This is a genomic window from Cupriavidus sp. D384, from assembly GCF_001652915.1.
Classification (GTDB): domain Bacteria; phylum Pseudomonadota; class Gammaproteobacteria; order Burkholderiales; family Burkholderiaceae; genus Cupriavidus.
This window is the reverse complement of record NZ_BBQI01000012.1, coordinates 152,530-177,026: the sequence shown is the minus strand read 5'-3', so window position 1 is coordinate 177,026 and position 24,497 is coordinate 152,530. Positions and strand designations below refer to the sequence as shown.

Here is a 24,497-nt window from a genome sequence, read left to right as displayed (position 1 = left end):
CATCGTGCGACTCTTTGAACGCTCCAGAAAAGGGCTGGTGCCCGAGGCCTCAGGCGGCATCATGGTCATATCCGGCGGCGGTTCGGCTCGCCCGGGCGCGGCGCCTGTAGCGGCGGTGCCCATTCACGCCGAACCCTCCCTTTCAACGCCTGAGATGAGCGAGGTCGGTTGTACGGAGGTACGAACGACCGATGACCTGCCACCGTTCTCGCGGGTGCTGTACGACGACCTCTCGTTGGCGCAATCGCTGCGGCACCAGATTTGTCCGGTCCTGATCGAGGCGCCGGCAGATGGCCAGCGCGGTAAGTTCGCGTTCATCCTGTTGGCCGACATGCGGTACTCGGACTATACGGATGAGATCCTGCGCCAAGCGAAGCTGCGCTGGGACGCGGCCGACCCACTGTTCTACACGGCCACGCCCCAGGTGATGACGGCGTTGTCACGCGGTGTCGAAGGCAGTGCACGGCAGGATGGCATCCAGACCACGGGCCTACGCAATGCGAGCGGCCTGTGGCAGACGTTCCTGGCGGCAGCGCAGTTCGCAAAGCGCGAGCAGGCATCCGACCTCCACTTCGAGGTGAAGGACAACAGCGAGCTGTCGCAGATCCGTTTCGCCATCGATGGCCATCTGGTCCTGCCCCCCGAGTTCCGGATCCGCACCACCGATCTGCTGGACATGCTGTCCCACGTCTTCCAGAAAGGGAAGGGCGGCTCCCATGGCGTGTTCAGCCGGGTGCAACCGCAGCAAACGAGTATCCGCACGGTTGTCGACGGTGTGCCAATGGTGTTCCGGTGGGCGTCGATGCAGAGCGCGGATGGCCACGTGACCGTCATGCGGATGAATCCCGAGAACGCAACGACCACTCAGGTCGATTTCGTCAAGGACCTGCACTTCTTCCAGCAGCAGGCGGATGTCATCGATCGCTGCACGATGCAGATGGGCGGTGGCGTCGTCCTCGTTGGTACGGTGGGCTCGGGTAAGACGACCACGGCGCACGCCGTCATGCAGCGCTTGCCGTCCTGGATGAACAAGATGTCGATCGAAGATCCGGTCGAACTGATGGCTCACGGCACGCACCATTTTTCCGTGGCACGGCAGCTGGACGGCTCGAACCGGGAAGAGGATCCGTTCATCGTCGCCAAGCGCCAGCTCAAGCGGATGAATCCCCATTTCGTGATGATTGGCGAAGTGCGGGATTTCGAGTCGGCCGGGCTGTTCCGCGACGTTGCCGGCGCCGGCCTTCGCGCGATGACGACGCTGCACGCGCCGTCGGCGACAGCAGCTACCGACCGTCTTGCCGACAGCGAACTGCAGATTCCGCGCAGTGTGCTGGCCACCCCAGGCTTCGTGAACCTCTACGTGTATCAAGCGCTGCTCGCCAAGACGTGCGAATGCGGCCATCACGGCGAGGAAGCCAAGGACATTCTAGGCGCGGCGAAGCTGCATCAGATCGAGCGTCTATTCCAGTATGACGTGGACGGTATCCGAGTGCGGCGCGAAGCCGGATGCGACAAATGCCGGCGCGCGAATTTGCCGGATCTGAACGGCATTCGCGGCCGTGTCATGGCCGCCGAGATGTTCGAGCCGGATGAGCTGGACCTGATGTACATCCGCGACGCTCGTGCCATCGAACTGCAAGCGCACCAGCGAGAGAAGCGAACGACGGGCTTCGATATCCCCGATAGTACCGGCAAGTCGGTGTTCGAAGTGGCGATGTATCACGTGTTCGCTGGCACGGTCGATCCGCGCCAGGCCGAGCGCATTTTGTCTCTGGATGCATATGAAGCCAAGTTGAAGCGGCTGACGGGAGCCCGAGCATGATGCAACGATTGAAAGATGCGTTTGCCGCGATGAAGCGCAAAAAGTACGCGGCGGCCGCCGAGAGTATTGGCGGTGCGACGGGGCGGTTCCCCGACAAACTGTGGTTCGCAAAGCTGGAGTTCTCGCCCAAACGTGCGGATTACTACTATGACTTGGCCATGCGCATCGAGAAGATGCCGGGCGAGCCCATCTCGAACCATTTTGCCAAGGACGCGGCCCGCCGCGCCGGTGAGCCGCTGGGCCTGCTGGCGTCCCTATGGCTGGCCCGCTATGAAGGTCTAGATGGGCAGACGCAGGAATCACGGCTGGCGGAGATCTTCCGGGGCACGGTGCCTGACGAAGATCTGGCCATCCTTGCAGTGGCGGAGCAGGGCGGCGATGTAAAGGACGGGCTGTTCCGGCTGGCGGACAACCTCCGGGCCATGAGCGCGGCGAAGTCCAACATTCTGTTGCTGCTCGCGAGCATGGGCATCACGCTCATCATCCTGCACGTGTACCTCGGCGTCATGGCTTTCATCGTGGCCCCGATGCTGGATCGCAGCTTTGCGAACCTCCTGCCGGTCGATGGCTACGGGCCGATTGCCCGGGCATTCCATCTGGGCACGAGATTCCTGCGCGAGTGGGGCTGGCTTGTGCTCATTGGCGAGGTGGGGCTCATCTGGTGGGTACTGCGAGCGCTTCGCAACTACACCGGCCCGTATCGCGCGTGGTTGGACAAGCACGTCATCATCTTCGACTTCTTTCGCCGGTTTCAGGGTGCGCAGTTCCTGGGCGCCATGTCTGCCGTGACGCAGCGGTTCGGCGGCGACATGAACAACCTGACCAACGCGCTGGAGATGATGCGCGCCAACGCCTACCCCTACCTTGCGCAGCACATCCGGCGTATCGAAGCGACGCTTGAAGAGTCGCCCAACGCCGGCGGCAAGATGTTCGATACCGGCCTCTTCGACCGCGACACCACGTACCGCATTCAGGATATCGCGGAGTATGAGGACGACCTGTCCAAGATGCTGAATACGGTATCGGTGACGCTGCTGAAGACTGCGCCGCGCGAGCTCGAGCAACGGGCGTCAAAGTTCAACCGACGATCCTCCATCCTGCTGATCCTCCTGATCACGGCCCTGGCGTTCATGCCCGCGTTCATGGCGCGTGAGCTGAAGCAAAGCATGCAGGTGCACGGCATGAAGACGCATCAGAAGGGCATCAATCCTTCCACCCTCCCATCCAACTGACGAACAAGGCTGAACAATGGAAACCAACCTGCAAACCAATACGGCGGCTCGCGAAACGACGGCGGGCGAATACCGGGTACCGCTCAATCAGCTGAGCCGTGCCGAGCAATGGAAGCGTATCCGTAGCAATCCACGCCTTCGTGGCCAGCACGGCGGCATCCTCGACGAATATGGCTTCTACCTGCTGCTGGTGGCCTTCTCGCTCGTTGCAATTCTGGTGCTCTTCTCGGGCAACTCGACAGATTCGCAGGCCCAGCAGTTCACGACCGAACTGAACAAGGTGATGGGCAAGGTCAAGACTAACTATCGCGGCCGTTACGGCACGGTCACGGTGGCTGCGGTCGTCGACAACGGCACGTTCAAGGATCTGACCACCATGACCGTGGACAGCGGAACGGTGACGGTGCAGCCGGGCGGCGGCACGCTGACCATCGTGCCGGGCAAGCTGCTGACAGCAAACGACTCCGTGCAGTACACCATCCCGAATCAGCCGGACGCCGCCTGCACCCAGATCGCATCGGCCTTCCAGAGCAGTGCGGGCAAGATCGTTGTCAATGGCACCACCGTCAAGGACGTGGGCGGTAGTGTGAACATGACGCAGGTGAAGTGCTCCAGCGACAGCAACACGATCGACCTTTACATGTCCTGAGCGCAACCTGACGTGCGTATAGACAGCCCGGCCGTTGGCCGGGCTTTGGCATAGGAGAGTGGAATATGTTGATGTCGAACTACGCCATGGGGCTTGCGCTGAGCAGCGTTGCTCTCATGGCATCGGTGCCGTGGACGTACGCCGAGATCGAGGAGGTGCAATCGGTCGGCACGGGCAACTACATGGCGAATATAGCTTCGGCCGTGAATACATACACGTTCGAGGCGTTCACAGACCTCGCGAAAAGCCCAACCGGCCCAACGAACCTCACGGTGGGCGGCAAGACCATCGGGGTGCCAAATCCGCTGCATCCGACGGTGCAGGATCTCATTAACTTCGGTCTTCTGCCGATCGGATACACCGACATCAGCCCATTGGGCTTGTCGTTTCGGGTGGATCTGACGCCGACAAACTGCGGGGCGGACATCACAGCATGTTCAATCCCCGGCCTGGTGTACTCGACGACGGGGTATCGGGACGCTGTTGGCCGTGTTCGGACCGACCTGCTGGGTCTTGCCGTGGCGAAGGCCGGGCAGGATGCCGGCGTGTCGTACGCGGAAACGCCCGCGGCGATCACCGGGATGTCTGCGAGCTGGTCGACCGTGAATCCGGTTGCCGCACAGCCCTCCGGTGTGCTGGCCATGCGGACCGGTTCGAGTTCATTGCTGGCGCAGTCGATGAACCAGTTCTACAAGCGTGACGGCTCGCTCAACCTGACCGGCCCAATGGACGCAAACAACCAGGCGATGAATCGCGTGGGGAATTTCCAGTCGAATGGTTCAGTCGCGGCAGCCGGAAACATGTCGGCATCCGGTAGCGTCTCCGCTGCTGGTAACGTGACCGGGAACGGGGTGTATGGCAACTACATGCAATCCAACGGTAGTGCGTACGTTGCTGGAGCGATGACCGCAAACACGATCGCTGGAAATACCATTACTTCTTACGGAAGTGTCGCTGCGTCGGGCTATGTAACGGCCGCAGGTGCGATCGTGCCATCGGCCGACCCTGGCCAAAAGGTTGCGGAGGGATGGGGATGCGGTGATCCGCAAGGGGCCATTCGTAGCGACGCTGCGGGGAAATCACTCTCCTGTCAATCTGGTGTCTGGCGGGCGGCTAGCGGGTCCGCTTCGGGTGTCCATTCGATTACCTGGACATACGGAGGACAAGGGGGTATGGACAGATTTCCGATGGCTTGCTTTACCTTAGCTGGCGCCCCCGGCGTATATCAAGGGTCGGGAGCCCTCTCGACAGACTATCGCGCGGGCTCGGTGCCATACAGCGACATGTATGGAAACATGGGCTACAAGCAGTCCGACGGGTATGCATGCCCGCCTGGCACGGCCATGATTCCTCTCTACTCTATCCAAAGTGGAGGTGGTGGAAACGGAGGCTGACTGCGATGAAAAGAGCCGGCAGTGCCGGCTCTTTCTTTGCCTCGAGAAAGCTGCTGGACTTACTGGCAAGCGAACACAATCGCACCCGACACATCACCACTCGACTGGCTAGCAACTGTGTATCCGATGGCGAGATACGGCTTTGCTTGATCCGAGCCGAGAGTTTCTGCCAGAAGAGTGCCACTTGCAGACAGATTCACACCAGTAACACCGGCACCGGAGAACGTCTTAACCACGCGGTCCGAGCCGATAGAGATGTCGAGGCTCAGCGTATCGACGAGGGGACCATTCAGATTGATAACCGCTGTAGCACTGTTCAGCTTCCCAGCCGGGAAGTTCCCAGATACTGCCGTCGGCAGAGTGGCACTTTGGAGGCTGCACGTCAAGGTTGCGGTTGGCCCTGCGACACGATTAAGCGCAATGGGGCGCCCAACGACGTAGTGCGCGCCTTGGTTTGCATTGATGGAGCCGACGCTCGTGGCGCCGTTCGTCCACCGGCCGATCGAGAACTGCCCACTGCCCGTTACATCGGCGATGGTGCCCGAGGTCAGACTGATAGCGCTGGCAGCATTGCCGGCGATGGTCTTGTAAGCACCTTCGGCAGTGGTCGCCTGCAGCGACGCCGGAGCAGTTGCGGTTGCACCGGCGCGTGCCGACAGACCGTTGGAAGTGGCATCGACCGGCACGAAGACGAAAGCCAGAGGGTCAGCCGAAACCGCCGTTGCGGAACCGTTGACGGTGATGGTCGGCGCCGGCGGCGTCGGCGTTGCCGGTTGCTGCGTAGCAGGAGCGCTGTCACCGCCACCACCACCGCAGGCGGCTAGGGTCAGCAGTGCAGCAGCAGAAACGATGGAGAGTGCGAACTTGGTCTTTTGCATTTTCTTCTTTCTTCCTCTGATGTTTAGGACGCTTTGCGATTCGCTCGAACCGTACCTTCATCCTACCGACTAGATCCGCATGTCAAGTCGGGTAAAACACGCGCTCACATCCGCGAACCTAAATCTCTGGCGAGTAGTACAGGGTCGTTCCGCATGTGCGGCAGAAATGGGCGCGCGTATAGGTGTGCTGGCGCAGCGACTGAGTGCCAATCTGATCCGACTCGCATTTGTGGCAGCGAATCCGGCCTCGTTGGACGAGTCCAGGGTGTTGTGCCTGATACCAGTTGAAGGTCTCGCGGTCGTACCGCTTAAGCCTTTGCCAGCGAGGCCAGAAGGCGATGAGGAATAGGCCAACCACTACGATGGGGAAGAGTCCTGCTACCGAGTGCGCTACGACAACATCGATAACGGCAATGGCCAGCAAGAATGCGCCAATGCAGGCGCACGTACCAGCAATCCTCCGCCTTAGAGTTCTACGCATTTGCTAGCGTCCACGAGAGTTCAGCGCTGCCTGAATTTTCTTGTCGGTCTTGTACTGGCTCAGCGCGTAGGTCGACCAGATCGCAGCCGGAATCCATCCGATGATCGTGAGCTGGAGGACCAGGCAGATAATCCCCGCAAACGGACGTCCAATCGTGAAGAACTGGAACCAGGGCAGGAGGATGGCGAGAAGCAGGCGCATGGTAAATGTGACAAAGTCGACAAAGTCCGCAAGGATACAAGAAGGCGGACCGAAGTGGTATCGGTCGCTTCGTTGCCGTCCTAAACCCCCGATTGGAGGGGGGTGCCGTCACCGTGAGCGGTAGAGTGTGGTACCGCAGTGATTGCAGCTGTGGTATTGCCGCCCCTTGATAAACGCTTGCTTACGCCACACTCGAATGCTTCTCGAACCGCAACGATTGCAAGACCTACCCCCAGATGCGTTCGCGGGATTGGCCTTGGCGTATTGCTCGACCGTGGGCGGACGGCGACGTGTGAGCACGTATGCGATAAGCCCGAAGTAAGAGAAGAGGAAGCATCCGATGGTCCAATCGGCTAGCTCTCGGTCATCCCTGTAGGCCCACCGGAAGGCCACGTACGATGGGATAACATGGTCAATAACTATAGCAAGATAGGGGTTCAATATTCACTCCAGTGTGGCACGACGAGCCTCCGTGTCTCGTTACTTACGGCGCCGGTTGCCGCCGCGCGTGGCCGTCAGCGTCCCGTTGCAGCAAGGGCACGTAAAGGAGTGGGAGAGTTCAATCTTCGCCGACGAGTTGGACGCCAGATATGGTGTCCCGCATTTCCGGCACGGCCAAACCGCCAACTCCTCATTCATTGCCATGGAACGCGCCAAGTGCATAGAGCGCTCGGGAGGCACCTTGCAATCGTCTGCAAAGAACGCTTTGTTGATGTCCATGGTTGCGACAAAGCTCTCCGGGGTCGAAACTTCGCTGGCAATGGCAGAGCGAAAGAGCCATATCTGGAAGGTCGATTGGACGCGGCGGGGCGCTGTCTCGATGAACCATGTCAATGATGATGGCGGCTGCCCGGAAGGCGACGCTTTGTCGTGGATCCTGCGGTACGCCTCGCGGACAACATCGATGCTGATGTTAAACAGAGACGACACGCTCTTGGCACGGCAACCGAAATACAGGAACGCCTCGAGGAGCGCCTCGCGTACGAAGTTCTCCAGGCGGAAGTTCCCCCAAGGCTCCGAGTGTGGGAGCCTGTCCGTGTGCAGCGGAGACGCCTGCATCAAGAAATGAGCGATCAGCTCCCGTGTCAGCCTCCCGGCGTGAGTCTCGAGCCAAAAGACCTCGTCGGCAAATCGCCAGTGGAACAGCGGCACCATGCGCTCGGAGATGGCGACGTCCATCTTGTGTTGCGGGATTGAGCGCAGATACGCCGCGAGCTCGTTGGAAATGCCCACCAGCGGCGCCGCGAGTACCGACATGTTGAGCAAGTCATAGAGCGCGGTGACATAGGACCGATTGGTGCTCTCGAGGGCAAGGCGCTCGACGATGGACAGATCGTTCGGCAGCGAGTCTTTCAATCGTTGCATCGTCATTGTCGGCATCCCGCCTTCGATGAACGAGCGCCAATCCGCCACCGAGGAAAGTGCCGGCGCGAACGCAAGGAAAGGTGTGCAGAAGACCTTATTAGCATGAGTCTGGTCGCTGCGCAGGGCAAAGAGGTCACTGTGGCTCACCCGGAAAACCCGTTCGAGGTCTGGACGTACCGCCATGGCATTCACCACATAGTTGCTAATGCGCAGATTGGCCGACAGGGCGCGGTCCTGGACCCAGCTCGGGACAATGAAGCGTTCGAAGATGGGGCGGGGAGAGTTCGCTTGCATGTCAGGCTCCGGTCAGGCCGTTGAGTTCGTTATGGAAGGATTCGATCCGACGACGCAGTGAAATCAAGGCGGGACCGTGCTCCTTCTTCTTGATCGATTGGATCGTTGCACGGAACTTGCTGAGGGCTTCATCGAGATCCGCGCAGAGCCCATCGATGCGTAGCGCCGTGCTGCGGGAGTCCGCCACCTGGGTTTCCTTGGCCTGAATCTGTACGTTCAAGTCACCGAGGTGCTGCTGTGCTTCGCGCAACTGCGCCTTTGCCTCGTCCAGTTGCTTATTGGCCTCGATGACAGCGTCCGCAACGCTCTTGTATTCCGGCGGCACGACTTCGACCTGCACCTCGCGGACGACTTCGCGAATCTTCGACTCGGTCAAGGTCTTCTGCAGCGCGGTCTTCTCCGCTGTCAGGCGCGACACCAGGACCTGCAGAGACTCCACGGCATTCGCTTGAGAGCTGAGAGCGGCCGTGGAACGATCAAGTTGCTCCTTCTGCGCCAGCTTTTGCGCTTCCGAGGTGTTCGCCTGCTCACGCATCACACGCATCTGGGCTTCGAGGTCCCTTTGGCGCTCGAGGCTCTCGTTCAGTTGGTCTTCCGCTGCTTGCAGCGTGGCCATGACGCTGTTCAGTTCCTGGTGAGTCTTCCGCGACCACTCGATGTAGGGAATGATGTCTTTGCGCGAATAGGTCTCGTTTGATTTGCGAGCATCGATGAAGCGCTGGATTTCTTCATCAGTGATGTCTGCGCGTTTCAGAATGGTCAGTTCGCCGAGATTCAAGAAAGTGATGGCGTCGGCGTTGTCGGAGAAGTGATGGAAGGCTTGGAGGTACTTGATGGCCGAGCCTCGCGAAATCCTTAGCGCTTTCGCAGCGAAGGCATACAGCAAGGCATCCGCCTCGCTCTGCGAACGCTCTCCCTCACCAAAGCGTTTCTGAACCGAGGTGAGGATCGCGTGATAGATCTGGAACATGCGCGAGCCGATCGAGGCGTGTTCGCTAAGGATCCGACGCCGAGAGATTTCAATCTCTTGCGCGGCCTGGACGATGCGCCCGATAGCGGCGCTGTCGACGTATTGTCCCAATTGGCCCATGGCGAGCTCGCGCAAGGAATGCGAGGCGCTCGGATTGACGATATCAAATCGCGGCTGGCCGTCTTTATCTTCGTTCCCTTTGTTTTCCATCTTTGTTCCGTCATGAAAAGGAGAGTGATGCGGACCCGTATGTGCCGCACCTCCTTCAACCTACCACTCGAAAAGCGATGTCAAGTGAGACGAAAAACAGATGCAGCGACCGGACAGAAGCTTATGCCGTTGTCGAGCGCTTGTGAGGGTCGAAAGCTCGGCAAAACCACATAGCTTTCAACGCCCAAGCCCAAATCAGCGGTGCTTCAGTGCCTCTTTTATCGACTCGGGTTTAAGCAATTAAAGGCTAGTGCCCCTTCAGTAGGGACGCCCTGTCTATACAGGTTTCGCCCCTATGGACCCTGGCGTAAGAGCGCGGCGAAGGAACATGTCCCTTCAAAAACGACGAAAGCTCGGTCTACAGACCACTGATTCGCAGGCGATGCCCACGAACGGGCCCAACCTTGTCAGGCAACGAAATCGCGTGTAGAGTCAACCCTACCTTCAGCGTCCCTCGACGCATCGATATCGCGGTGGCCAACTGGCCTCGACATAGCGCAAGCATCAGCGCACCGCCCATTTCCCTATTTTTGCTGTACACCGATAGCGCCTTTACGACATGCGTTGCATGTCTTAAGCGCGTTGTGGTCGTGCGCGCGTCCATGGATTCCTTGCTCGTCCGAGCATCGAAAAATCGCCTGGCTTCAGCCAGGAAATCCCTTTAAACGTTTCTCGATAGAAACCATGGAATCCTTTGCCAAAAATCTCATTAAGCGTCCGCTTCAGCTTCTCGCATGGTCCCTGGCCCTGTTTGTAGCTTCGCAGTCGTTCATCGTTGCGATGTTCTTTTCCGCTGTTGTGTTCTTCTACCTGAAGGAGAAGGCCACGCAGGGGAAAAAGGTCGTACCGGCAGCGCCGAAAGTTGCGACGCCTGAGAATGCTGCCGACTCCAAGCCGGCAGCTGTGGAGCCGACGACGCCGCCCGAGAAGCAGTACGCACGCTCGGCCGTGGTGACGCCAATCCGTCGTACCGGAACGCATGATCGTTCCTAATCACTAGCCGCCCGCTGTTTGGGGCGGCCTCTTCCACCTGTCGCGGGTATCCGATACCCGCCGGCAGGTGGGTCTTCGGACGCCCGTTCGGAGACCATGATGGACGCTTTGGCCGCTGGATGGCAGCTCGACTTCTTCGGTGAAGCCGCTGCAATCGTTGTGCCCCCTCCGAAAGTCGACCCCCTGCCGGACCCCTCGCTATGGAGCGATTCGGTCCGGGAGAAGATGGTCGATGCACTCATTAGCCTGGCTTGCGATAGCCGCCGCGGCGACAACATGCCAGAGTCGTTGATCGACTGTGCTGATCTGCTCCGTGACCGCATCCGAAACAAATCGTCGCTCGACTTGGAGGAGTACTCCATGACGCTCGGCTGGATCTTCGGTTACTGGGGTGGCGCGCTTCCCTATACGTACGTCTGTGCACTCTGTGGCGTGAGCCCCGAGGTGCTGCAGGACGTCGTTCTCAACAATGCCCGCCTAAAAGCTGACCTCGATGAGGTGCGCAGGCAGTGCTGCGGCTCACTCCTATAGGATCATATGACCTTCATTCAATTGCTCAGACACGCAGCTTCATCGCTGTTCATGTCGGTTACGCCGAGCGCTGCGACGAACGATGCACCGGTCAGCGTAGGTGCAGGCGCACCCAACGAATACCAAATCCACATTGACGGTATTCCGCACCTTTTTCGAGACGAGGGCGACCACGTCGTCCATTTTGTCGCAGCGTTCGATCGGACCATCCAACACACGGCCTTTGGCAACAAGCTTCTCCCCGAAGTGGTACCGCGTTGGAATAAGGTGCAGACATATCGCGGGCCGAAGGACACCCCCCAGTCCGTCGCCGAAGCCGTCGTTCGCAGCTCTAAGCGTCCTGGCACGTCCTCAGCAACGACACAGGAGCCTGGTGACAAGCGCCGGGTGGCTGGATTGCCGTCCGCGGCTCCACGTGACCCGGTGTCCGTTAAGACAGAAGAGCCGTCTGGCGCTGCCTACACCGTCGGAACGCTCGTGGAATGGGGCGAGATGGAGTTCCCGAATCGCAAGCCCGGCGGCAAGCCGACCTACCGATCCTTCGCCGTGAAGTTGCAGACCGAGGCTGGCATCAAGACTCTACAGGGCGAAGGCCTCAAAGACGTCCTGGCAGATGCCAGCTGCAAGGTGGGCGAGCGGGTAGGCATCAAGCGGCTCCGTAAAGAGAAAGTTCCCGCCTTCGATCACCAGACCGGCAATCCCATCCTCGACAAAAAGACGGGCGAGCAGAAGCTGTGGGATCGGTGGGTGTGGGCGATCAATCGTATTCATTGACAAGGAAGCATCAACATGGCGTCGGTAAACAAGGTCATCCTCGTTGGCAATCTCGGGAGCGATCCCGAAACACGATATCTGCCGAGCGGGGATGCCGTGACGAACATTCGCATCGCAACCACGGACCGTTACAAGGACAAGCAGTCCGGCGAGTTCAAGGAAGCGACGGAGTGGCATCGCATCTCGTTCTTCGGCAAGCTCGCCGAGATCGCGGGTCAGTATCTGAAGAAAGGATCGTCGGTCTACATCGAGGGTCGCATCCGTACACGCAAGTGGCAGGACCAGTCCGGCCAGGACAAGTACAGCACCGAGATCGTTGCCGATCAGATGCAGATGCTTGGCGGACGTGGTGGCCAATCGTCGGCCGAGAGCGGCCCTGAGGAAGCTGCATCATCCCGGTCACGCACGCGTGGTGATACCTCGCATGAAGCATCGAGGTCCAGCGGGTACGGCGGCGGTGGTGCACAGCCAGGATTCTTGGACGAAGACGACATACCCTTCGCGAGCAATCCGATGCTAGACGGTATCCCATTCCGTCGCTGATTCGCTGAAGCGCTGAAGTAGCAGGGCGCCTCGCGGCGTCCGCTGATCCATCATGTTCACTCCCTACTGTTGCCGGTACGCCGGCAACAGTAGCGCCACATCTTCCCCCCGCCCCGCGCGGCGCGACACAACCTTCCCACGATCAAACGTCATGCTGAAACGACCTTCTGGCAGAGCCGGGATGTCTTTTGAGCAAGCGTTCCTCCGCCTGTCTCAGGCATCGACAAACCTACTCCCCTGGAGTCCATCCCATGAAATTGAAGGATCTGAGCGTGATTGTTGCGAGTTGGGAATCCCGTCAATGGGATGCCTTCGTTGCAGAGTACCTGCCTGCCGGCGTGCTGACCGATGCATTCTGGAGCGGTCGGCCTTGTCCTTGCCCCATATGCGGAGGCAAGGATCGCTTTACCTACACCCGTAACCGTGATCGCGGCGACTGGGTGTGTCGGAAATGCAATAACGGTAGCCCGGGCGGTGGCGACGGCCTCGAGTTGGTCCGCCGCTATACCAACATGTCGTATTTCGAGCTGAAGCGCAGGCTCAACGGCATCAATAATCCGGTGCCATTGGATTTGCCTAACAGGCCCGTTTCGGACCGTAAGCCGCTCGACTCGGCGGCAAAAATGCGCCGGATCGAGAGGCAGTGGACCGGTGCCGCTAGCCTCACGCCGGGCGACCACGCCATGCAGTATCTGGCTGCCCGAGTCCCAGGGCTGCGTGCTCCAAAGCCACAATCCTTGCGGCTGGCCGTGCAGGAGTACTGGCACGAAAAGCAGTTGATCGGAAAGTATCCGACGATCGTTGCGCAGTTCACGCTGCCAGACGGCCGTATGGCGACGGTCCATCGCACGACGCTGGACCGACACAAGCCCGCAAAGGCGACTGTGGTAACAGCCGATGGCGAGATTCTTCCCAACAAGCGCAATGACGTTTCTGCGCTTTCGCCTCGCGGCGGAGCAGTGCGGCTCATGCCGCCACGCGACGGCGAGCTCGGCATTGCGGAAGGGCTTGAAACGGCGTACGCCGCATACATGCTTTTTGGCATCCCGACCTGGTACAGCCTGAACCGTGTGTTGCTGAGTCAGTTTGTGGTCCCAGATGGCCTTGGGGTTCACACCGTTCACATCTTCGCTGACTTCGACGAGATCGACGTGAAGACTGGAAAGTCACCGGGAATGGCCGATGCGCTTGGGTTGCAAAAGCGCCTTCGCAGCGAAGGCTTTAAGGTCGTACTGCATCGCCCGAGGGTTCGCGGAACAGACTTCTGTGACGAGTGGCGGACTGCATATCAACTGCGGCAATTGTCTGAACAGGCGATCGCCGCCTAATTTCAGCCGCCGGTAACGGCGGTTCATTCAAATCTCTGCCCTGTGGGTTCGCCCACAGGGGGCGAAATCCATGGTGGCAGATCCCCTCTGGAGAACGCAATGCCACAGAAAGGCTTTACTGTCATCGTCAACAAGCTTCACATCCACGCCATGCGTAGTACGGCCAATCAGGACGTCCAGGCATGGAAGTCCGATGCTCAGTTTTTTCACGTCTACCGAAAGGTCGGCAGGGACACCTTCACGCTGCTGGAGAGCAACCTGTCCTTCGATTCCGCCGTGGATTTCTGTCTTGCTCCTTGCACGCTTCACTGAAGCGTGCCGACCTGTTTAAACACAAAGCCCAGCGATCACGCTGGGCTTTTTTTGTTTGTGTGGCGGCGATTGATTACGCCGTTCGGCGCGCCTTGATACCGCGGTAGACGGCGACGCAGGCCTCAAGCACACAGTAGCAGATCACGGTTGCGAAAACGAAGCGGTTGATATCGTGGTTGGTGGAAAGAAACTCAAAGAAGCGCATGACTGTTTTCTCCTGAACGGTTTGTTATAGATTGCCACAGCAATGTTGCGCGTCAAGTCGCGCGCTAGTATCGGGCGAGAGCTTGAGTGAGTGCGGCAACGTCGATCCCGGCCAGCGGGTCCGCAGGCGTGTCGGCATCTGCCCGAGTCTGCGCATCAGTGTCCGCCTGCTTCGCCGTTGCCAACGTTGTCGCCGTGACGGCTGGCGGGATCACAGGCACGATGACGGGCTCTGGTGTTGCGGCCGGTACCGATGCCGGCACCGATGCGACTTGCAACGGTGCTGTGTCACCCGGTGACGAACGAGCATCGATGGCAAGCTGGCCCTCGAGCACGGCAGACGAGCCCGCGACCCCGAATCCAGGTATGGGCAGCCGGGGTGTGCCGTTAGCTACCGCCACGCCCATTGCCTGCATTCCTTGTCTTGCCAGCATGCGCAAAACGAAGGACCGCTCGCGAGCGGACGGAAACTGCTGCAGGTACGTGATCAGGTCAAACTCGACCAGGGTCACAGTCATCTGGAGCTTTTCCATGGAAGCCCTTACGCGGCGCGCTGTGCTTGGCGCGCTGCCGCGCCGATGGTGTAGAAGCCCCGCACATTCGCAAAGCACGGCGAGTCCATCATGTGGATCGGGTTAAGGGGAAACGCTGCCCGGATCGCCGGTGCATAGAGTTGGGCACCGCCGCCAGTCAGGATGATGGCGCGCAAGTCGTCGGTACGGCCCACGCGGGTCTGCACTTCCTTGACTGGCTGCTGGGTGAGCGCCATCGCTTCAGACAGGTACGGAGCCAGGTCGAGATTCTCCCCAAAATACACAAGTGGCTTGGCCTCGCGAATCGCCTTGTCGATGCGCTCGATGCCGGCATCGGGCTGGCCGCGGTCAGCGGAGATCAGGCTCGCGACTTGCTGATAGACACGGGCAGCGCCGCCAGGAACGCCGCCGCTGCGCGTATCGTCGACGGTGTAGCCCCGGGCCACCACCCAGTCGGTCGTGAAATAGCCGACATCGATGACCAGGTAGGCATTGTCGGGATCGTACTGCTTGCCGCTTTGCTGAATGTAATGAATGAGCGTCCCGAGCGGTTGCGGCAACGGCAGCACGCTGCCGACATGGATGTCGCCCCACCCGAAATCGTGCGTGCCGGCGAAGCGGTCCTTCAGGTGTGAGGCGTACTTCTGTGTGTTATGGACCGGAAGGCCCAGCACGAGCCGGTCGACCTCCCTTGCGCCGGCATAGTGAAGTGCGCCGGCAAGTAGGGCGGCGTAGCCCGGCGTGGATGCGAAATCCTCGGATAGCGAGCGGCCCGTATGATGCGCACCGCTGATCGAGACGTCCGGCCCGACCTCGTAGCGCGCACCATCCACTTCGACGCTCAGAACATTGCGGCCCTTGAAGACGCCGCCCCCAAATGCGTTCAGAGAGCTGTTCACCGCGAGCGGTGCAAGCGACGGGAACATGTTCGTCGCGATCTCGGAGCCCATCGCCCATGCGGTCTTGGTGTTGCCATATCCGACGTCGATTGCGATGGTCGGGTGCTTGATGTGGTCGATTTGTTGCTTCATTGTCAGCTACCTTTCAGATGGATTGGTCCGTTCTCGTCGATGTGTCGCGGTCGGAGCAAGTCTTTGCGAGTCCCCGTTGATGGCACTTGGTCACCGCTAAGTGGCACTTGGTGCCATCAAGTCCCATGAACTCGGACCAAGGGGTGGCACTTGAAGGGACTTGGCGGGACATGCTCAGGCGTGGACCGACTTCGTGGCACATCGCTTTCACCAACTCTACCGGCGAAAATGCGAAGTCAAGTTCCGAAAGCTGGTCGATTTGGCGTGCGAACCGTTGCCCAAGATTCGCATCCTGGTTTATTCTTGGTGCACCTACCGCGTCCCCGACGCATCGACCTCGCCGCCATCTATGCGGCAAATCCCCCCCGAATCCGTCTTACACATGGGATCGGGGCGCATCTGTCTGAGCCGCACAATGTCGCGGCATTTTTTTCAATCGGCTCAAGTACATACTGGACCACACTGAGTACCCCGTACACCGCGATACCAATTGGCTTTGCGGTCGGTTTTGGGGAATGAGCTGAAATGAGGACATGTGCAAGCCGGACACCCGGACACATTGGTACCTCGAACTATTCCACTAGCCCAGCGGCGAGAAGCGGGGTGAGCGAACGTTGAGCCCGATACACGGCGGTTCAGATGTCGCTACCTGAAGGGCAGGACGTAGGTTGATTTGATCAACCGGACGCTCCAACACCATACGAACGGCGTGCGCGGCCGTAGAACAGAACAGCGCAACAAGAGTTACGCGGGCGGCGTGGCGTGGTGCTTGCACCAAGCGGCGTTCATGCTGGGGAGCGGTTCCCCTCAGCAACCGGGTAGCCCGTCGAGCGTATTGCGCGAAGCGCAATAGGTTCGGTCGGGACAGTCATGCACGTTTCTTCCACGTGAGGGCTGACCAGCCATGGAATCGCTAAAGGACCTGGAAGAGCAGGGCCACCACTGGTGGATAAAGGGCAAAGTGGGGCGTAGATACGACACGCAGTGTTACGGGGAACACTGTGGGGATGTAGAACGCCGGACGTGGGAAATGGGAGGGAACGATGCGCCAGATGGCGGTATTCAACGTACGTGGATTGTTAGCAAAATACGAACTGCCTACTCGAATGAGGTCGGAGTTAGAGGTGGTATTAACCGACAACCTGAGGAAGATCCTCAGTCAGACGAGAGTGAGTCTGAAAAGCGCGTCGCTGAAGACGCAGGAAAGGCGAATGTACACAGTGTGCCGCTCGTTTGTGGAGTTACGTGAGCGAGGCTTCATGCTTGAGAGCCCGTACTCGCTGCGGCACAAGCACGTCCAGGCACTGGTAAATCGATGGGTGGAAGAAGGGCAGACAGGGGGGACGATCGAGAACAAGCTCAGTCACCTCAAGGCGCTCTGCCAGTGGCTTGGAAAGCACGACCTGATTCGTCCCCTGGGAGACTACACGGACAGGGAGGCGCATGGACTCGTCCGTTCCTATGTGACGAGGAAGGATAAGTCGTGGGAAGCGAACGGCGTAGACGCTATGGCGGTGATCGCCGACATCGAGAAGGACGACCCACGAGTCGCTATCCAGCTGAAACTGCAGTCCGCATTCGGACTACGCGTTGAGGAAAGCTGGTCGCTCAAGATTGCTACGGCGCTGAAGAATCTGGACACGCTAAGGGTGGTCGACGGTACGAAAGGGGGGCGGAAACGAGAGGTGCCCATTCGGCTTCAACTTCTGGTGCTTGAGCAGGCCGCCAGGCTAGTTGATCCGCTGAGCGGCTCGACAACGCCATCGTCTTACAACATCAAGCGATGGAGGAGCCGTTACAACTCAGTGCTCCGCAAGCACGGCGTGTACAAGAAGGGGTTGGGCGTTACTAGTCATGGCTTGCGTCATGGGTGGGCGCACCAGATGTATGAGGAGTTGGCCGGCGTCCCTGCGCCCATTAAGGGCGGCGAGGCGCCTGATCTGGAGGCCCATCGACAGGCTATTCAGGCGATCGTGCTTGCCGCCGGCCATAGCAAGCCGTCCAAAAGTGGTGCTTATCTTTCAACGTTCGCAGCCATGGCTGCGGTCGATAGGCCACAAGTCTCAAAGGAAGATGTTATGGCGGCTCTCCGTCGGCATGGAGGGAACAAGAGCAAGGCAGCTGCAGAGCTGGGAATAACGCGCCAGAGTCTTTACCGACGAGTTGCCACCTGAGTGAAGGAGTTCACGTGCACGAAAACAAGGAATACACACAGGCGGAATTGGGAGCGATTGTGAAGGAAGGCATTTCCGTGGTAGCTATAGAGCGTTGGCCTTTGATCAAACTTCTGAATCGCTGAGCACGGTAGCACGCGCTGCCTTAATGGAAGATCCTGACGACGCGAGCGCTCAGGAGGAGCTTGATCGTGCCCTACTCCCTCGGCACGGCCTACGTACCGCCTGGGGCTGTATCGTGGTGGAGTTCTCGGCGTCCGACTTGACGGACGGTACAGTGATGGTTGAAGTGTCCGGATACTTGAATGAGGATCCGTACTTGCAGCTACCTCATTTGCGACAGGGCGTCGAAGAGGTGGGGCTGTTCCTGAGTGACGTTGCGAACGCGATGTTGGAGTCTGAAGCAGAGCTATCGATGTGGGACTGCGATCTGGAATGGCAGGACAACTACACTACGAGCCAGCTATTTAATCTGTTGGGGTTCATTGGCGTTGCCGACAATGTCGCTTTCATGAGGGCCGGCGGCCAGATCGGTGATTGGCTTGCGAAGACTGACATACATGCGATCTTGCATGCCTGCCGTGATCCGAAACTGCTTTCCTCTCTTGACGACGAGTCTCGCCTTCCGATTACTCGGAGCATCGTCGAATAGTCGTCAACTGACAGCGCGTGATTTTGGGCGGTTTCCTTGAGCGTGCTCATGATAAAGACCCGGAAAGCTCGCGGTTTTGTACCGTCATTCCGGGTGATTTGCCGATGTGGGCATGGTTGAATCGGAATTTCCAAGACCAGTACGGAGAAACTTGCATGACCAAATCTGAACTAATTGACGCTATCGCTGCTGGTGTCGAGGGCCTGTCCAAGGCCAAGGCAGAGCACGCCCTGAACGCCACCCTCAATGCCATCATGGATGCCGTGGCCAAAGGCGACACGCTCACGTTGGTCGGCTTCGGTGCTTTCAGCAAGGGAGAGCGAGCTGAGCGGACTGCGCGCAATCCGCGCACCGGCGAAGAAATCACTGTTCAGGCCGCCAAAACGGTGAAGTTCAAGGCCGGTCAGCGATTCAAGGATGCCGTAAACGGTGACGCCGGTGCACAGTGACCAGACGGGCGCGGCCTCGCCGCATTATGTGCCAGTCGCACAACTGCTCGCCGGCACCACGGAGCTCCCCCAACGCATCGACGCAACGGTCGTGCGATATCGGGGCGTCACGTGTCATGTTTATGGCGTTCTCCATGGTCTGACCGGCGGTACCAACCGGCAATACAAGGCTCTGGTGGAGCAGGCCATCGAAGATGCCCCGGGCGAGCTAGTCTTTGGCGAGACGAAGTTCGGTAAGCTTTATCGAGGCATCCAGGTGGAGATGGACGACTGGACCGAGATTCCGCTGCGCGACGCCTTCCGGATGCAATTCAAGGCGGCGCTGACGCCGATGCGAATGTTCATGGTGGCCGCCGGCATGCGTCGTGAGCGCCGAACTGAGGTTGACCGCTTTGGAACGGGCGGTGTTCGTCGCCTGCAGGACATCGGCGGCTCCGCGGCCTTCCATGCCTTATCGCCCGATGAACGTCGCAGGCTTGCCGGATTTCCCGATCCTTACTCGTACCTGGTGGAGAACTGCCGTCGCCGCGCGGGCGGTGGTGACCGCAACGGACCTGTGTTTCCCGACCCGGATTGGCGTTGGCTCGCGATGATCGAGCCGGAGCTCAACATTCCGTTGCGCAGCGTCTTTATGCTGGAGTTCGCCGTGGAGCGTGCTCGAGTACTCGGCGGCAGCGAGATCTCGATTTTCGTGGGCGAGATTCACAATTCGGACATGGCCTGGCTGGCGGGCTTCGACGAGACCCTGTTGGACCAGTCGGTCCTACGCACGGTGAGCAACGTTCGGTTGCGCGCCATAGAACTCGCCCGTGCGCGAGGCCGGCCATCACGCCTCAGGTTCGCCCTCGCCGCCCTGGCGGGAGCCAGCATCCCACTGTCGATCTATTTTGGCTTGGGTATGTGGCTCTGGGCCAACCGGTAGACCAGAAAACCGATATCAAAAGCGCGAAAGGCACGTCTGCGGGCGTGCCTTTCGCCGTTTTTGAGAGGAACATGTTCCTTCGACCGCTTCCTCTGCGGCTACCTTGCGTAGGCCAGCAGCAAAGTAGCCAGGGCACCGGCGTCGCCTACGAGCCGATGGATCGAACCCCCCGGAGATTTCTCTACCAGTGATTCGCCCGACACCAGCCAAGAGAACTTCACGCGGCGGGACGGCTTTTCGCCGGGATGAGGCGCGGGCGCGGGAAGATCAATGGGCTGCGACCGCTGCGCGCGAGTGAGCGCCGGGAAAGGATCGACGCCTGTGAAGTGTGCCAGCTCATCGATGCTGATCGCGCTGTATGCCGGCGTTGCGTCGTTGCGAACCACATAGGCCGCGGCACCAACGCCAGGCACGTAGACCGCCTTCCACAGATAGGTCGGCACGCGTACCCGGCCATTAAGCGCCGCTGCGTCCTTGGTGAACGCCGGACCGGTCACCACATGGATGGTGCCGTGCTCTCGCGCGAGCCTGCGCGTCGAGGTCTCGATGTGGCTCCACGTCCGACGGTTCGACACGCTGTTTTGCGGCACGATGTTGGCAAGGCTAAAACTCTCGGCCTGTGCGGACTTGTCGGAGAAGTCCGCGCTTGGCGATAGGTGACCACGATCGAATCCAGATCGAAGGTAATCGGTAAGCCGTGCACGGGCCGAAGCTGGGAGGCGGTCTTCCTCATAGAACTCGCTGTCGCGCGGAAGCTTGCGTGCAGCCTCTACGGCGGCGGCCGTCAGGCGCTCTGCGGACCACAGCGCCGTGCGTGTGTTGTCAGAGTAGAGCACGGCATACGCGCGGTAGCAGAGCAGCCGTGTATTCCCGGCCTCGACACGGACGGCGGGCTCGCCCACAGAGAGGACGTTCGGACACGGGGCAGCTTCTTTGGCGAGCGCCGAGGCGGCAATGCCCAGGGCGGCGAGGACGGTGATGAGCTTTCGGATCATGAAAGGGCGGAAGAGGTTGTTGGACACTCTTCCAGCTTGCCAGCCGATCACCGAAGTCAAGCCCTCAGGGTTGCCACTGATCCGGAACCCCATCGATGGCTTTGCCGATGAACTCGTGCAGGTCCAGCAGTGGCCATTCCTTGTCGGCCAGCGCCTCTTCTGCGATCTCGGCGCAGAGCGCGGGAACTGGCTCGAAGCGGACCATGGGTGCCCCGTCGATGTAGATGACTTTGGCGCGCTTGAGTAGCTTTTGATACCGCTCAGCTTGGGACACGACCGTCTCGGGCGGATCCACGTGCTTGAACACGTAGCCGGGTTGCGCCAGTGCCGCAGCCATGGCCGCGAACTTCGGGCCCACGGTCTCCCAATCCGAGGTGTTGGCGGCGATCAGATTCAGGAAATACGGAATATCGGAGCTGGTCAGCGTGCGCCGTGCCGTCATGGAAATGGCTTCCTGATCGGCGCGGCGATGTTCGACCCGGTTGTTCCAGATGGCGGTAAGGGTGGCGAACGCAGTGTCGCTTCCCGGCGAATCCATGCGGATCGGCGGTGTGGAAATGCCGCATTCTTCACAAACAACGACGGCCTGGAGTCGTCCCGCAATATAGAGCGGGGAACCGTCGCAATGTGCGCAGGGGAGAAGGCCGCTGGGCATGGGAATCAGTCAGGGTCAGGAAATGCCGGCATTATGCCTGCCCCGATACTACGTCCAGCGAACCGTGGTGATGGCGCGTGCGAATAGCGGCTGGCTAGGGGGTGGCCATGTCGAGGTAGCTGGCCGAAGTGAGGAGGACTTCCTGCCGAGCCGCGGATTCGTAGGCCTGAACGATCTCGGCATGGTCGCGAAGCGCGGCGCCGATCTGCCAGAACTCATTGAGCCAGTGGCCGGGTAGCCCCATGGGACCCCCCATCTGGCCGGTCGCGATGGCGCCTCGGATGGCGAGGATCGTTTCGGGTTCGGGGTATTCGCGCTCTTTGTTGTCGTCGTACTGCGTCATGTTCAATATTTCGGTTGGGTGGCCCATTGGAGGGCCGGATGCATCTGAAAGCCGTCGGCCTGGCGGAACAGCTCGGCGGCGCCTCGGACGTACTGCAGGATCCATTCGGTCGCGATCCATCGCCGGCCCAGGCGCTCGGCAGCGAGTCCAGTCCGGATCGTGCCGCCGAACGGATCGACAACCAGGTCTCCTGGCCGCGACAGGAACCGTGTAAAGAAGTCCGGGATGTCGGTCGGCTGCATGGCGCCGTGGGTCGGCAAGCCCAGATCCCGGGCGGCACGGCGATAGGCGCGAGTGTCCGCGCAGCTATGACCGCGTTCGATGACGTTGCGAGGCAGCCGTCCGGCCGTCTCGGTGCCAAAGGCGCGCTGACGAATACGGTAGGCGCCATCTCCGTAGACCGCGTCACGGGCCTCGCCGCCCGCGGCCATCAGCCGCCGGTGCCGTTCCGTGTGAGCCTGGAGAACTTGGCGATTATCGGCCCGCACGCAGGCGGGATCGTTGGTGAACCAGAGCACCGGCTCATAGGCCGACGTGAGTTGCACGCTTTCCACGCAGGCCCATCGGGTAGGACCGGGCGGCTTGCTGTAGTTGACCCACGGCACGCGGCCCATGAGCGACAGGCCGAGGCGATCATGCAGGGCAAGCGTCAGCCGCTCTATATAGAGAGACCGGGCCGGACTGCGCGGCTCGAAGATGTCGTTCGACACATTGAGGACGATGCTGCCGCCGCGCACCAACCCGGCAACGATGGGTTCAAGAGCCTCACACAGGAAATCGACATATTGCGCCTCATTCGGGTTGCCGTAGGCCCGTGCCTGTCTCAGAGGATAAGGCGGCGAGGTGACGCACAGTGCGATCGGCTCGCCGAGGCCCCGAAACACATCCGCATGGCGTGCCCACACGGCCACGCCAAGCGTGGTGCTGAAGGCGACCAGCCGGACGCCGTTGGCGGCGCGATCCAGGTCTTTGGTGACCGGTTCAGTCAGCCTCCAGAACCCTGCGCGGTCGGCCACCCGCTCTACGATGCCCATGGACTTCAGCGTCTGCTGGTGCCAGCGCACGGCCCGCTTGAAGGGGCTGTGCATGGCGCCAGCCGTGCCGACCGGCACTTTCGCTCGAGCCTCAGCCAGGTCGATACCAGCTGCGGTGGCCACGGCATCGTAGAGCTGCGCCGTGGCGATACCGTCGGCAGGCGCGTCCGCGAATGCCGCGGCCACGTGTCCAAACAGATTCAGCTGTTGCATCAGAGGCCCCCTCTAGCCAGCGCCCGCTCGCATGCGGCCCCAACGTCCAGCGCCGTTACCGGAAAGGCGTCGTGCAACGTATCGTCGAGCAGGCGGCCCGCCGACTTCTTTCCGGCCCAGCCCATCACCCAGCCGTCCGTTGTCGCGGTCTTTTCACCAACGGGAGCACGATCGACCTGCCCCAGCATCGGTATCCACTCGCCCCATTGCTTGAACAGAAAAGGCACGCCGGCGGCCGCGCACTGGTCGCGCAGGCTTCGTGCCCAATCGGGGCTCATCGGCCGAGCGCTCCGACCGCTCTCGCCGCCGGCAATGATCCAGTCGATCGACCCCGACGCGTAGTCGTTGCCGGAGGTATGCAGAAGCTCGCACGTTATGGGCGAGAAGACATCGACATGGCCCAGCAGCGGTTCCATCGAGAGGAAGCGGGTCCTGGCCGGGGTGCGAAGTAGCTTTGGGATGTCCCGGTCCGCTTCGGTCTGGTTCACGATTGTTGAACCCAGCCAGATGTCCGCCGGCGCATTGCCTGCGATCCATGTCGCCAGCCATGGTACGAGCGGGTTGTCGGCGCAGTCATCGCGCAGCATCAGCGTGTTGAACGCCTCCCCGAGCCGCTTCGTGGCATTGCCGATGCGCTTGGTGAGAACCAGCTTGTCGAGGTTCGGCGTCTGCCGCCATACCTCGAGCATGTCGATGAACCAACCGATTGGGACTTCGTTGTCGAACACATCCGCGAGGCTCGCGCAGAAGACGCGTTGGCGTCGGCCATGAACGGCAGCGAAGGCCGCGTGGGCGGCGTTCCACCGAAACATCTTGCGCCAGTTGCCCGTGGACGTGCGGCGTCGGGGTGCGCCAGGACCCCAATTCGGGGCGGTGCCGCCGCCGAACCGCTGGTTGCGGGCTTCCGCATAGCAATGGTCGCAGCCGGGGCCCACCTTCTGGCAACCTTCCCACGGGTTCCAACTGTGGTCGGTCCATTCGATTGTGGTGTTTTCGCTCATGCCTGGGCCTCGAACATGTCGATGGTCAGTGGATCGCGCTCCGGCGCAACGGTCGCAGACGGTTGGGCGGCCTTGCATTTGCTGCAGGTAGGCGGCACGGCGCCATGCGGGAGCCAGCCGCCTCTGCGCTTCATGCGCGTGGCCGTATGGCGCGGCTGGTGGCCGCACAGCGCCCGGCCTTGGGCTAGATCCACCAAATGGACCAGATAGCCGCCCTTGGCTCTCGCGGCGATAAGGCGGCGGCCACTTTCAACGAGAAGTGGCGGGATGTTGTCTCGGTTGTTTTCCATATGATTTGAAGCGGTGGTCGCGGG

27 protein-coding genes are annotated in these 24,497 nt (G+C 60.4%); 14 read left to right on the top strand and 13 right to left on the bottom strand.

Going from position 1 to position 24,497, the window contains the following annotated elements:
- Positions 1 to 4: 4 nt before the first annotated feature.
- From A9J21_RS06430 to A9J21_RS06415, 4 genes are all read left to right on the top strand, one after another.
- Positions 5 to 1,822, top strand: a complete 1,818-nt coding sequence (locus tag A9J21_RS06430; RefSeq protein ID WP_066733027.1) for an ATPase, T2SS/T4P/T4SS family — start codon at positions 5 to 7, stop codon at positions 1,820 to 1,822.
- Positions 1,819 to 3,054 (top strand): pilus assembly protein TadE, encoded by a 1,236-nt coding sequence (locus A9J21_RS06425; RefSeq protein WP_066733025.1) that lies wholly within the window; start codon positions 1,819 to 1,821, stop codon positions 3,052 to 3,054. The genes A9J21_RS06430 and A9J21_RS06425 overlap by 4 nt, the downstream gene beginning before the upstream one ends.
- 16 nt (positions 3,055 to 3,070) lie before the next feature.
- A complete protein-coding gene (locus tag A9J21_RS06420; protein WP_066733022.1) occupies positions 3,071 to 3,703 on the top strand; it encodes a type 4 pilus major pilin in 633 nt (210 codons plus the stop codon).
- Between the two features lie 65 nt (positions 3,704 to 3,768).
- Positions 3,769 to 5,097 carry an adhesin gene (locus tag A9J21_RS06415; protein WP_066733020.1) on the top strand — a complete coding sequence of 443 codons (1,329 nt, stop codon included), beginning with the start codon at positions 3,769 to 3,771 and terminating at the stop codon, positions 5,095 to 5,097.
- 59 nt (positions 5,098 to 5,156) lie between these two features.
- Here A9J21_RS06415 and A9J21_RS30790 read toward each other — a convergent pair whose 3' ends face one another.
- From A9J21_RS30790 to A9J21_RS06395, 4 genes are all read right to left on the bottom strand, one after another.
- On the bottom strand, positions 5,157 to 5,975 hold the full coding sequence (locus A9J21_RS30790) for a hypothetical protein (protein ID WP_082926268.1): 819 nt from the start codon (positions 5,973 to 5,975) through the stop codon (positions 5,157 to 5,159).
- 484 nt (positions 5,976 to 6,459) lie between these two features.
- Positions 6,460 to 6,657, bottom strand: a complete 198-nt coding sequence (locus A9J21_RS06405; RefSeq protein ID WP_066733016.1) for a YqaE/Pmp3 family membrane protein — start codon at positions 6,655 to 6,657, stop codon at positions 6,460 to 6,462.
- A 480-nt stretch (positions 6,658 to 7,137) separates the two neighbouring features.
- Positions 7,138 to 8,316: a FlhC family transcriptional regulator gene (locus tag A9J21_RS06400; protein ID WP_066733014.1), complete on the bottom strand. Its 1,179-nt coding sequence runs from the start codon at positions 8,314 to 8,316 to the stop codon at positions 7,138 to 7,140.
- A 1-nt stretch (position 8,317) separates the two neighbouring features.
- On the bottom strand, positions 8,318 to 9,496 hold the full coding sequence (locus tag A9J21_RS06395; RefSeq protein ID WP_066733012.1) for a hypothetical protein: 1,179 nt from the start codon (positions 9,494 to 9,496) through the stop codon (positions 8,318 to 8,320).
- Between the two features lie 684 nt (positions 9,497 to 10,180).
- Between A9J21_RS06395 and A9J21_RS06390 the strand changes: the two genes are divergently transcribed.
- From A9J21_RS06390 to A9J21_RS06365, 6 genes are all read left to right on the top strand, one after another.
- Positions 10,181 to 10,489 carry a hypothetical protein gene (locus A9J21_RS06390; protein WP_066733010.1) on the top strand — a complete coding sequence of 103 codons (309 nt, stop codon included), beginning with the start codon at positions 10,181 to 10,183 and terminating at the stop codon, positions 10,487 to 10,489.
- 99 nt (positions 10,490 to 10,588) lie between these two features.
- Positions 10,589 to 11,020 carry a hypothetical protein gene (locus A9J21_RS06385; protein ID WP_066733121.1) on the top strand — a complete coding sequence of 144 codons (432 nt, stop codon included), beginning with the start codon at positions 10,589 to 10,591 and terminating at the stop codon, positions 11,018 to 11,020.
- Positions 11,021 to 11,026: 6 nt separating this feature from the next.
- Positions 11,027 to 11,794: a hypothetical protein gene (locus A9J21_RS06380; protein ID WP_066733008.1), complete on the top strand. Its 768-nt coding sequence runs from the start codon at positions 11,027 to 11,029 to the stop codon at positions 11,792 to 11,794.
- A gap of 15 nt (positions 11,795 to 11,809) precedes the next feature.
- The gene (locus A9J21_RS06375; RefSeq protein WP_066733006.1) at positions 11,810 to 12,337 is read left to right on the top strand and encodes a single-stranded DNA-binding protein; all 528 of its coding nucleotides are present in this window, start codon (positions 11,810 to 11,812) and stop codon (positions 12,335 to 12,337) included.
- A gap of 257 nt (positions 12,338 to 12,594) precedes the next feature.
- Entirely contained in the window at positions 12,595 to 13,665 is a 1,071-nt protein-coding gene (locus tag A9J21_RS06370; protein ID WP_066733120.1) for a primase-helicase zinc-binding domain-containing protein, read from the top strand.
- A 99-nt stretch (positions 13,666 to 13,764) separates the two neighbouring features.
- Positions 13,765 to 13,977, top strand: a complete 213-nt coding sequence (locus A9J21_RS06365) for a hypothetical protein (protein WP_066733004.1) — start codon at positions 13,765 to 13,767, stop codon at positions 13,975 to 13,977.
- A 73-nt stretch (positions 13,978 to 14,050) separates the two neighbouring features.
- Here the strand turns inward: A9J21_RS06365 and A9J21_RS32480 are convergent, their stop codons facing one another.
- From A9J21_RS32480 to A9J21_RS06355, 3 genes are all read right to left on the bottom strand, one after another.
- Positions 14,051 to 14,182, bottom strand: coding sequence for a hypothetical protein (locus A9J21_RS32480; RefSeq protein ID WP_255366004.1), 132 nt, complete (start codon positions 14,180 to 14,182; stop codon positions 14,051 to 14,053).
- 64 nt (positions 14,183 to 14,246) lie between these two features.
- Positions 14,247 to 14,699, bottom strand: coding sequence for a hypothetical protein (locus A9J21_RS06360; RefSeq protein ID WP_156545708.1), 453 nt, complete (start codon positions 14,697 to 14,699; stop codon positions 14,247 to 14,249).
- A 23-nt stretch (positions 14,700 to 14,722) separates the two neighbouring features.
- Positions 14,723 to 15,745 carry a PRTRC system protein D gene (locus tag A9J21_RS06355; protein WP_066733000.1) on the bottom strand — a complete coding sequence of 341 codons (1,023 nt, stop codon included), beginning with the start codon at positions 15,743 to 15,745 and terminating at the stop codon, positions 14,723 to 14,725.
- A 1,043-nt stretch (positions 15,746 to 16,788) separates the two neighbouring features.
- Here A9J21_RS06355 and A9J21_RS06350 point away from each other — a divergent pair.
- The 4 genes from A9J21_RS06350 (at position 16,789) to A9J21_RS06335 (ending at position 19,942) form a co-directional block, all read left to right on the top strand.
- The gene (locus A9J21_RS06350) at positions 16,789 to 17,919 is read left to right on the top strand and encodes a helix-turn-helix domain-containing protein (protein ID WP_066732998.1); all 1,131 of its coding nucleotides are present in this window, start codon (positions 16,789 to 16,791) and stop codon (positions 17,917 to 17,919) included.
- 148 nt (positions 17,920 to 18,067) lie between these two features.
- Complete coding sequence (locus A9J21_RS06345; RefSeq protein WP_066732997.1) at positions 18,068 to 18,571, top strand: hypothetical protein; 504 nt, start codon at positions 18,068 to 18,070, stop codon at positions 18,569 to 18,571.
- 155 nt (positions 18,572 to 18,726) lie between these two features.
- On the top strand, positions 18,727 to 19,020 hold the full coding sequence (locus A9J21_RS06340; protein WP_066732995.1) for an HU family DNA-binding protein: 294 nt from the start codon (positions 18,727 to 18,729) through the stop codon (positions 19,018 to 19,020).
- The gene (locus A9J21_RS06335; RefSeq protein WP_231906829.1) at positions 19,010 to 19,942 is read left to right on the top strand and encodes a hypothetical protein; all 933 of its coding nucleotides are present in this window, start codon (positions 19,010 to 19,012) and stop codon (positions 19,940 to 19,942) included. Before A9J21_RS06340 ends, A9J21_RS06335 begins: the two co-directional genes overlap by 11 nt.
- 98 nt (positions 19,943 to 20,040) lie before the next feature.
- Here A9J21_RS06335 and A9J21_RS06330 read toward each other — a convergent pair whose 3' ends face one another.
- The 6 genes from A9J21_RS06330 to A9J21_RS06305 all read right to left on the bottom strand — a co-directional run bounded on the left by A9J21_RS06330 (position 20,041) and on the right by A9J21_RS06305 (position 24,473).
- Positions 20,041 to 20,937: a DNA/RNA non-specific endonuclease gene (locus tag A9J21_RS06330; RefSeq protein ID WP_066732991.1), complete on the bottom strand. Its 897-nt coding sequence runs from the start codon at positions 20,935 to 20,937 to the stop codon at positions 20,041 to 20,043.
- 64 nt (positions 20,938 to 21,001) lie between these two features.
- Positions 21,002 to 21,592: a hypothetical protein gene (locus A9J21_RS06325; RefSeq protein ID WP_066732989.1), complete on the bottom strand. Its 591-nt coding sequence runs from the start codon at positions 21,590 to 21,592 to the stop codon at positions 21,002 to 21,004.
- 94 nt (positions 21,593 to 21,686) lie between these two features.
- Positions 21,687 to 21,935 (bottom strand): hypothetical protein, encoded by a 249-nt coding sequence (locus A9J21_RS06320; RefSeq protein WP_066732987.1) that lies wholly within the window; start codon positions 21,933 to 21,935, stop codon positions 21,687 to 21,689.
- 2 nt (positions 21,936 to 21,937) lie between these two features.
- Positions 21,938 to 23,182 (bottom strand): site-specific DNA-methyltransferase, encoded by a 1,245-nt coding sequence (locus A9J21_RS06315; protein ID WP_066732985.1) that lies wholly within the window; start codon positions 23,180 to 23,182, stop codon positions 21,938 to 21,940.
- On the bottom strand, positions 23,182 to 24,183 hold the full coding sequence (locus A9J21_RS06310) for a phage Gp37/Gp68 family protein (RefSeq protein WP_066732984.1): 1,002 nt from the start codon (positions 24,181 to 24,183) through the stop codon (positions 23,182 to 23,184). Before A9J21_RS06310 ends, A9J21_RS06315 begins: the two co-directional genes overlap by 1 nt.
- Positions 24,180 to 24,473, bottom strand: a complete 294-nt coding sequence (locus A9J21_RS06305; RefSeq protein WP_066732982.1) for a hypothetical protein — start codon at positions 24,471 to 24,473, stop codon at positions 24,180 to 24,182. Before A9J21_RS06305 ends, A9J21_RS06310 begins: the two co-directional genes overlap by 4 nt.
- Positions 24,474 to 24,497: the final 24 nt, after the last annotated feature.

Excerpts from the sequence above, each read along its gene's own strand:
- A9J21_RS06395 (WP_066733012.1), bottom strand. The coding sequence starts at position 9,496 with ATGGAAAACAAAGGGAACGAAGATAAAGACGGCCAGCCGCGATTTGAT.
- A9J21_RS06310 (WP_066732984.1), bottom strand. The coding sequence starts at position 24,183 with ATGAGCGAAAACACCACAATCGAATGGACCGACCACAGTTGGAACCCG.
- A9J21_RS06360 (WP_156545708.1), bottom strand. The coding sequence starts at position 14,699 with ATGACTGTGACCCTGGTCGAGTTTGACCTGATCACGTACCTGCAGCAG.
- A9J21_RS06380 (WP_066733008.1), top strand. The coding sequence starts at position 11,027 with ATGACCTTCATTCAATTGCTCAGACACGCAGCTTCATCGCTGTTCATG.
- A9J21_RS06405 (WP_066733016.1), bottom strand. The coding sequence starts at position 6,657 with ATGCGCCTGCTTCTCGCCATCCTCCTGCCCTGGTTCCAGTTCTTCACG.
- A9J21_RS06375 (WP_066733006.1), top strand. The coding sequence starts at position 11,810 with ATGGCGTCGGTAAACAAGGTCATCCTCGTTGGCAATCTCGGGAGCGAT.
- A9J21_RS06425 (WP_066733025.1), top strand. The coding sequence starts at position 1,819 with ATGATGCAACGATTGAAAGATGCGTTTGCCGCGATGAAGCGCAAAAAG.
- A9J21_RS30790 (WP_082926268.1), bottom strand. The coding sequence starts at position 5,975 with ATGCAAAAGACCAAGTTCGCACTCTCCATCGTTTCTGCTGCTGCACTG.
- A9J21_RS32480 (WP_255366004.1), bottom strand. The coding sequence starts at position 14,182 with ATGCGCTTCTTTGAGTTTCTTTCCACCAACCACGATATCAACCGCTTC.
- A9J21_RS06320 (WP_066732987.1), bottom strand. The coding sequence starts at position 21,935 with ATGACGCAGTACGACGACAACAAAGAGCGCGAATACCCCGAACCCGAA.
- A9J21_RS06330 (WP_066732991.1), bottom strand. The coding sequence starts at position 20,937 with ATGATCCGAAAGCTCATCACCGTCCTCGCCGCCCTGGGCATTGCCGCC.
- A9J21_RS06345 (WP_066732997.1), top strand. The coding sequence starts at position 18,068 with ATGGAAGATCCTGACGACGCGAGCGCTCAGGAGGAGCTTGATCGTGCC.
- A9J21_RS06385 (WP_066733121.1), top strand. The coding sequence starts at position 10,589 with ATGGACGCTTTGGCCGCTGGATGGCAGCTCGACTTCTTCGGTGAAGCC.
- A9J21_RS06350 (WP_066732998.1), top strand. The coding sequence starts at position 16,789 with ATGCGCCAGATGGCGGTATTCAACGTACGTGGATTGTTAGCAAAATAC.
- A9J21_RS06325 (WP_066732989.1), bottom strand. The coding sequence starts at position 21,592 with ATGCCCAGCGGCCTTCTCCCCTGCGCACATTGCGACGGTTCCCCGCTC.
- A9J21_RS06305 (WP_066732982.1), bottom strand. The coding sequence starts at position 24,473 with ATGGAAAACAACCGAGACAACATCCCGCCACTTCTCGTTGAAAGTGGC.
- A9J21_RS06400 (WP_066733014.1), bottom strand. The coding sequence starts at position 8,316 with ATGCAAGCGAACTCTCCCCGCCCCATCTTCGAACGCTTCATTGTCCCG.
- A9J21_RS06390 (WP_066733010.1), top strand. The coding sequence starts at position 10,181 with ATGGAATCCTTTGCCAAAAATCTCATTAAGCGTCCGCTTCAGCTTCTC.
- A9J21_RS06415 (WP_066733020.1), top strand. The coding sequence starts at position 3,769 with ATGTTGATGTCGAACTACGCCATGGGGCTTGCGCTGAGCAGCGTTGCT.
- A9J21_RS06365 (WP_066733004.1), top strand. The coding sequence starts at position 13,765 with ATGCCACAGAAAGGCTTTACTGTCATCGTCAACAAGCTTCACATCCAC.
- A9J21_RS06420 (WP_066733022.1), top strand. The coding sequence starts at position 3,071 with ATGGAAACCAACCTGCAAACCAATACGGCGGCTCGCGAAACGACGGCG.
- A9J21_RS06315 (WP_066732985.1), bottom strand. The coding sequence starts at position 23,182 with ATGCAACAGCTGAATCTGTTTGGACACGTGGCCGCGGCATTCGCGGAC.
- A9J21_RS06355 (WP_066733000.1), bottom strand. The coding sequence starts at position 15,745 with ATGAAGCAACAAATCGACCACATCAAGCACCCGACCATCGCAATCGAC.
- A9J21_RS06340 (WP_066732995.1), top strand. The coding sequence starts at position 18,727 with ATGACCAAATCTGAACTAATTGACGCTATCGCTGCTGGTGTCGAGGGC.